The following is a 6,824-nucleotide window of genomic DNA, read 5'->3' as shown; positions in this document are numbered from 1 at the left end:
CCGGTGAACCACCTGAGGCTTACGCCTCAAGGACCACCGGGATGATCATGGGCTTGCGGCGGAGCTTGCGGTTGACCCACGTGCCGACGACCCGGCGGACGACCTGCTGCAGCTGGTGCGTCGTGTGGTCCGTGCGGTTCAGCACGGCTTCTTCGAGGGCCTCATTGATCTTGGGGATGATCTCGTCGAAGACGGAATCGTCCTCCGCCACGCCGCGGGCGTGGATTTCCGGCCCGGACACCACCTTGCCGGTGGCACGGTGGATGACCGTGATGATGGAGATGAAGCCTTCATCGCCGAGGGTCTGGCGGTCCTTGAGGTCTGCTTCGGTGACCTCGCCGACGCTGGAGCCGTCGACGTAGACGAATCCGACCTCGACCTGGCCCACGATGTCGGCCTGGTGGTCGCGCAGGTCGATCACGCTGCCGTTGTCCGCGAGCAGGATGCTTTCCTCCGGCACGCCGGATTCGAGGGCGATCTTGCCGTTGGCGATGAGGTGGCGGGTTTCGCCGTGCACCGGCATGGCGTTGAGCGGCTCAAGGATGTTGTAGCAGTACAGCAGTTCGCCGGCGGCAGCGTGGCCGGAGACGTGCACCTTGGCGTTGCCCTTGTGGATGACGTCGGCGCCGAGCTTCAGCAGTCCGTTGATGATGCGGAAGACGGCGTTTTCGTTGCCCGGGATCAGGCTGGACGCAAGGATGACGGTGTCGCCCTCGCCGACGACGACGCGGTGGTCGCCGTTGGCCATGCGGGACAGGGCGGCCATGGGCTCGCCCTGGGAGCCGGTGGACATCAGCACAACCCGGTTGTCCGGCAGGTTGTCGATGTTCTTGATGTCGACCAGGATCCCGGCCGGGACCTCCAGGTAGCCCAGTTTCGCGGCGATGGCCATGTTCCGGACCATCGAGCGGCCCACGAAGGCAACCTTGCGGTTGTGGTTGGCGGCGGCATCGAGAACCTGCTGGACGCGGTGCACGTGCGAGGAGAAGGAGGCGACGATGATGCGCTTGGAGGCCTGCCCGAACAGCCGGTCCAGGGTGGGTCCGATTTCCTTCTCGGCGGTGGTGAACCCCGGGACGTCGGCGTTGGTCGAATCCGACATGAACAGGTCCACGCCTTCTTCGCCCAGCTTGGCGAAGTGCCGGAGGTCGGTGATGCGGCCATCCAGCGGCAGCTGGTCCATCTTGAAGTCACCGGTATGCAGGACGGTGCCGCCCGAGGTGCGGAGGAACACGGCCAGGGCGTCCGGGATGGAGTGGTTGACGGCGATGAACTCGCATTCGAAGGGCCCGTACTTCTCGACCTGGCCCTCGACGACGATCTTCGTGTTCGGCTTGATCCGGTGTTCCTGCAGCTTGGCCTCGATGAGGGCCAGTGTCAGCTGTGAACCGACGATGGGGATGTCGGCGCGCAGGCGCAGGAGGTAGGGGACGGCGCCGATGTGGTCTTCGTGACCGTGGGTCAGGACTACCGCGACGATGTCCTGGAGACGGTTCTCGATGTAGGAGAAGTCCGGCAGGATGAGGTCGACGCCGGGCTGGGTCTCTTCGGGGAAGAGGACGCCGCAGTCAACGATGAGGAGCTTGCCATCGATCTCGAAAACGGTCATGTTTCGACCGATTTCCCCGATTCCGCCGAGCGGTACGATCCGCAGGGTGTTCTTCGGGAGGCGGGGCGGCGTGACAAGGCCGGGAAGGGCGGTTTGGGTCATAGTGCACTACTTTCCAGGCTGAAGCCGGGCTGGTTCTTAACCGTCAGGATTGGCTCCCGATCAGGAAAAGACCATCCCCGCTTCCGCCAAATCCTCGCGGATGGTTGCGATCTCGGCCTCGCCCGGCTCCACGAGGGGCAAACGGACAACCGAGTTGGGCAGGACTCCCTGCCACTTAAGAACCTGCTTGGCAGCGACAGCACCCTGAATGTGGGTCATCACTGCGCGGACCACGGGGTCCAGTTCGAAATGTAGGGTGCGGGCGGTAGCAAAATCGCCTGCAAGTGCGGCATCGATCAGCGCACGGAATTGCCGCGTCGCGACGTGTGCGGAGACGCTGACCAGCCCGACGGCGCCGGCGGCCATCCACGGCAGCGTGAGGCCGTCGTCGCCGGAGTAGACATCAAGATCGGTGTTCGCCAGGACGCGCGTGACGGCGTTGAAGTCGGCCTTGGCATCCTTGAGGGCGACGATCCTGGGGTGGTCGGCGAGCCGGATCATGGTCTCGGGCAGGATGGGCACGCCGGCGCGGCCGGGGATGTCGTAGACCATGACGGGGAGGTCGGCGGCGTCGGCCACGGCCTCGACGTGCGCCTGGATACCGGCCTGGCTGGGCTTGTTGTAATACGGCGTGACGATCAGCTGGCCGTGCGCTCCGGCCTTGGCGGCGCGCTTGGCCATCTCGATCGAGTGCGAGGTGTGGTTGGTCCCGGTCCCGGCGATGACCTTGGCGCGGTCGCCCACGGCCTCGACGATGACGCGGAAGAGCTTCTCTTTTTCGTCGTCCTCGAGCGTGGAGGTCTCCCCCGTGGTGCCGGAGATCACGAGGGCGTCATTGCCGTCGTCGACGAGCTTGCTCGCCAGTTCCGCCGACTGCCGGTAGTCGACCTCACCGTCCGATGTGAAAGGCGTGACCATGGCAGTCACGAGGGTCCCGAACGTGTAAGAGCGAATATCAGAGTCAGCCATATGAAAAACGTTACCTTGTCTGCGGCATGTTAGGACAATGGCGGCGGTGTGACGAACGTCAAACTCGGCGGCCGTGCGTCACGTTTCGGCGGCCCGGCCGGACTCAGGGCCGCCGAAACCGCGCCAGCACACTGTATTGGAGACTCGCGGTCAGCACCTCGGTGCCGGTGCCGGCCGCCTGCCGGAGCGGGAGCCCGTCAGGACCCCAGAACCCGCTCAGGCCACACGAAGGGCCGAGCGGCGTGGCGCCCGCCAGGTTCGCCAGGACGGAGAACATCCGGTTGTCCATGGCCCGGGCGCCGAGATGCAGTGCCAGCCGGTGGTCTTCGCCGGCCGTGTAGAGGGCCGAGACGGCATAGATGTCCGCCCCGGCGTCCGCGGCCCATTCCGCATGGCCCGGGCGGGCTGCGTCGAAGCAGATCGCCAGGGCGACCTTCCAGCCGTCGATCTCCAGGACCGCGGGATTGCTGCCGGCCACGAAGAGATCCTGCTCCGGTCCGTGCAGGTGCGTTTTGAAGCTGGTCTCGATGGAGCCTGTTGGATGGACCGCGAGGGCGGCCAGCCGCGGCGTACCGTCCGCGTCTTTGAACGCGGCACCGACGACGGCGGTTATTCCGGTGCGCCGGCAGATTTCCCGGATGCCGTCCAGCCGCCGGTCAGCCGCGCTCAGCCACTCCCCGGGTCCGTCCAGCAGGTCCAGCCGGTATCCCGTCAGCGAGAGTTCGGGAAAGATGACAAGCCGGGCTCCATGCGACTCGGCGTCTTCGATCAGCCGGATGTGCTCGGGCACGTTGGCGGCAACGCCACCATCCAGGGCCTGGTATTGGACGGCGGACAGCGTCAACGCGGTGATTGAGCCAGTGGTCACCCTGCCATCCTATGCACCCCGTCTTTCGCCGGAGGGAGCCGAAGGTGCCGAGCAGTAACGCCCGACGGCGGTTTCGCGAAGGGCCTCCGCCCAGGCGGCCAGACGTTGGGCCGCCCGCACGTAGTCGAACAATTCGGTTGGAGTGAGGGCATCGAGGTCCGTCTCGGCCAGCCGCCGCGCCAGCTCAGCTCCCGGCGGTACCGCGGCCAGCGCCGCCCCCTCCTTCCCCCACTGGACGTCCTCGGCCGGCTCCCCGGCGACCAAGCGCCGGAAGAGGAAGTCCACCACGCCCGGGCTCATGGCTTTGAGGACGCCGGCCGCCGGCTCGCCACGCTTTGTTCTTCCGCCAGGCGTCGCGCTGGTCCATTGCGGGCCCGACGGATCCGGGCCCGGAAATTGTCGGCTTGTGGAATCCCGGCCGGTGAATTCGGGCTTCAGGAAGGCTGGCTCTGGGGCGTCGTTCATGCGCCCATCGTATTCGAACATATATTCGAATACAAGGGATGCCCGGAGAAGGATCGGGGCCGCGGGCGGGCCGAAAATGAGACGGTCACCGGGTCGATCGTGAGACGATCAGATGATGACGGCGCGCGGAATGACCACGGCTTCCCGGACCGTCCGGGGCTCTTCCTCCGGCGTCCGGCTGGCCGGTATTGACGCCGCGCGCGGCCTGGCCCTGCTGGCCATGATGGCCACCCACGTGCTGGCGACCTTTGAGCCGGACCCGCAGCTCACGCCCACCTGGATCGGCCTGGCGTTTTCCGGACGGGCAGCCGCGCTGTTCGCCGTGCTGGCCGGAGTCGGACTCGCCTTGTCCACGGGGAAACAGCTGCCGCTCGAGGGCGCCGAACTGCGGGCGGCCCGCAGAGGCATCGCCTTGCGGGCGCTCGTGATCGGTGCCGTCGGGCTCTCCCTGGGCGGGCTGGGAGTCAACATCGCGATAATTCTGGTCCACTACGCCCTGCTGTTCCTGTGCGTGCTGCCCTTTATCGGGCTTGGGCTGAAACGCCTGGCCGCACTCGCGGTCCTCTGGATACTGGCTGCCCCCGCCCTGGCCTACCTCCTGCGGCCGTGGCTGCTGTCCGCCGATCCGCCCCTGCGGCTGGGGCACAACCCAAGCTGGGAGGATCTGGCCACGCCGGCAAGACTACTGGGCGACCTCTTCCTCACGGGCTACTACCCTGTCCTGCAGTGGATCGCTTATCTCCTCGTAGGGCTGGTGATCGGCCGGATGGCGCTGTGGAAAGCGCCCGTGCCGTTCCTGCTCGTTGCTGCCGGCACGGTGGTGGCCGTCATGTCCAAATGGCTGGGGACGCTCATGTTGGAAGACTGGGGCGGCAGGCAGGCCCTTCAGGCGCACATCGGCGATCCCGCCTACCCGCTGGAGAGCCTGCTCCAGGTCAACCTGGCCGGCATCGACCAGTCAGGCTCAGTGTGGTGGCTGGCCACGAGTGCACCGCACTCCGGCACCACGCTGGATCTGTTGCACACCTCGGGGGCCGCTGCCGCCGTGATCGGCCTGTGCCTGCTGCTGGGCCGGCTGGGCGACTGGCTGGAACTGGATCTGCTGCTGCCGCTGCGCGGAGCCGGGGCCATGACGTTGAGTCTCTACACGGCTCACCTGTGCATCATGGCCGCCCTGCACGACCAGCCCTTGATGCCGGGCTGGACCGTGGAGGGTGTGTATTTCGCGCAGGCTGTCGGGGTGCTGGTGGCCGGCGGAGTCTTCGCGGCCATGGCGTGGCGCGGGCCGCTGGAGTGGGCGACCCATGCGGCCAGCCAGGCCGGCCGGCACCAGCCGGCCCAAGTCCGCCGGCCTCGTCGCGTGCGCTAAGTTCCGCACCCAGGTCCGGCGCTAAGTTCCGCCGCCCGGCCCCGCACGGCAAACGGTGTCCGGCTAGTTTTTCTGCACCCCGGCGCGGAACATTCGCACGGCGTCGCGCATTGAGGCGCGGGCGCGCTTGCGGTCTCCGGCAGCATCGTACGCACAGCTGAGCCGGAACCAGGAACGCCAGTCCTCGGGGGCGGCTTCGGCTTCGGCGCGGTACTTCTCAAATTCGGCGTCGGCGGCTTCGCGGATGATACGGCCGGCGGGCGTGCGCGGCAGCGTATCCTCCGGCAGGCCTCCCTCGGCTTCGAGGATCTTTGCCAACCGCTCAGTGCGGGCACCAAACAGCAGTTCCCGGATCAGGGCCCAGGCCCCGATGACCGGCAGCACCAGGTAGGCGACGCCGATCGCCTTCGCCACGAGGCTGGGATCGGACATCAGGAGCACGGAACGTTGCAGGGACACCACCAGGTAAAACACGAGCAGCAGGGTGACGGCCCCCACCCAGATCTTGGTGCGGTTCGCTTTCAGGGCAGTCAAGGCAGCGGACATCGGGCTCAGAGTCCCAGGTCCAGGTAGCCGTCGAGACCCACGGTGAGACCGGGGTGAGCGGCGACGCTGCGGATCCCCAGCAGCACCCCGGGCATGAAGGACGCACGGTCGAAGGAGTCGTGGCGGATGGTCAGCTGCTCCCCCGGGCCGCCCAGCAGGACCTCCTGGTGCGCGACAAGACCGGCCAGCCGGACACTGTGGACCCGGATGCCGTCGACGTCGGTGCCGCGGGCACCGGCGAGTTCCGAGGTGGTGGCGTCCGGGCTGGACGGCACGCCAGCCTCGGAGCGCTCGGCCGAGATCAGCTGTGCCGTGCGCACGGCCGTGCCGGAGGGCGCGTCGACCTTGTCCGGGTGGTGCAGCTCAATAATTTCTACGGATTCGAAGTATTTGGACGCCTTGGCGGCGAAGGCGGAGGCCAGGACGGAGCCGAGGGCGAAGTTCGGGGCGATCAGGACGCCGACGCCGGGCCGGTTGGCGAGGAGTTCTTCCAGGCCCGCGAGCCGGCCGGTATCCCAGCCGGTGGTGCCGACCACGGCGTGCATGCCGTGCTCGACGGCGAAGCGAACGTTCGCCTCGGTGCTTTCGGGGACGGTCAGGTCCACCACGATCTGCGCGCCGGAGCTGACAAGGGAGTCGAGGGGGTCGTTGCGGCCAAGGGCCGCGACGAGCGTCAGGTCCGCGGCGGCGTCGATGGCCTTCACGGCCTCTGCGCCCATGCGCCCGCTGGCGCCCAGCACGGCGACGGAGAGTTGTTCGGTCATGCCATCAACCCTACCGCCGGGGCCGCTGCGTTCCGGAACCGGCGGCGCTTGGTTACAGGGCCGCCGTCGGGGGCGACAGCCTGCCCGCCACGCGGCGTGAGCAACGTTCCGCAGGGCCCGGCCCGCCGGCTC

The 6,824-nt window shown here is 67.6% G+C and carries 7 protein-coding genes; 1 reads left to right on the top strand and 6 read right to left on the bottom strand.

The features are described from left to right. Positions 1 to 19: 19 nt before the first annotated feature. From Y706_RS0114930 to Y706_RS30290, 4 genes are all read right to left on the bottom strand, one after another. Positions 20 to 1,711, bottom strand: a complete 1,692-nt coding sequence (locus tag Y706_RS0114930; RefSeq protein WP_028277222.1) for a ribonuclease J — start codon at positions 1,709 to 1,711, stop codon at positions 20 to 22. 60 nt (positions 1,712 to 1,771) lie between these two features. Further along, positions 1,772 to 2,680, bottom strand: coding sequence for a 4-hydroxy-tetrahydrodipicolinate synthase (gene dapA / locus Y706_RS0114925; protein ID WP_028277221.1), 909 nt, complete (start codon positions 2,678 to 2,680; stop codon positions 1,772 to 1,774). A gap of 103 nt (positions 2,681 to 2,783) precedes the next feature. Beyond that, positions 2,784 to 3,548 carry a carbon-nitrogen hydrolase family protein gene (locus Y706_RS0114920; RefSeq protein ID WP_028277220.1) on the bottom strand — a complete coding sequence of 255 codons (765 nt, stop codon included), beginning with the start codon at positions 3,546 to 3,548 and terminating at the stop codon, positions 2,784 to 2,786. A gap of 9 nt (positions 3,549 to 3,557) precedes the next feature. Continuing rightward, positions 3,558 to 4,013: a hypothetical protein gene (locus tag Y706_RS30290; protein WP_028277219.1), complete on the bottom strand. Its 456-nt coding sequence runs from the start codon at positions 4,011 to 4,013 to the stop codon at positions 3,558 to 3,560. A 130-nt stretch (positions 4,014 to 4,143) separates the two neighbouring features. Between Y706_RS30290 and Y706_RS0114910 the strand changes: the two genes are divergently transcribed. After that, positions 4,144 to 5,382: a heparan-alpha-glucosaminide N-acetyltransferase domain-containing protein gene (locus Y706_RS0114910; protein ID WP_253906801.1), complete on the top strand. Its 1,239-nt coding sequence runs from the start codon at positions 4,144 to 4,146 to the stop codon at positions 5,380 to 5,382. A gap of 63 nt (positions 5,383 to 5,445) precedes the next feature. Here the strand turns inward: Y706_RS0114910 and Y706_RS0114905 are convergent, their stop codons facing one another. Continuing rightward, entirely contained in the window at positions 5,446 to 5,928 is a 483-nt protein-coding gene (locus tag Y706_RS0114905; RefSeq protein WP_028277217.1) for a hypothetical protein, read from the bottom strand. Between the two features lie 5 nt (positions 5,929 to 5,933). Next, positions 5,934 to 6,692, bottom strand: a complete 759-nt coding sequence (gene dapB, locus Y706_RS0114900) for a 4-hydroxy-tetrahydrodipicolinate reductase (RefSeq protein ID WP_028277216.1) — start codon at positions 6,690 to 6,692, stop codon at positions 5,934 to 5,936. Between the last annotated feature and the right edge of the window lie 132 nt (positions 6,693 to 6,824).

Origin of the sequence: Arthrobacter sp. I3 (assembly GCF_000520575.1) — a bacterium.
Lineage (GTDB): Bacteria > Actinomycetota > Actinomycetes > Actinomycetales > Micrococcaceae > Arthrobacter > Arthrobacter humicola_A.
Note: the sequence above shows the minus strand (reverse complement) of the source record. Positions and strands in the feature narration are given on the sequence as shown.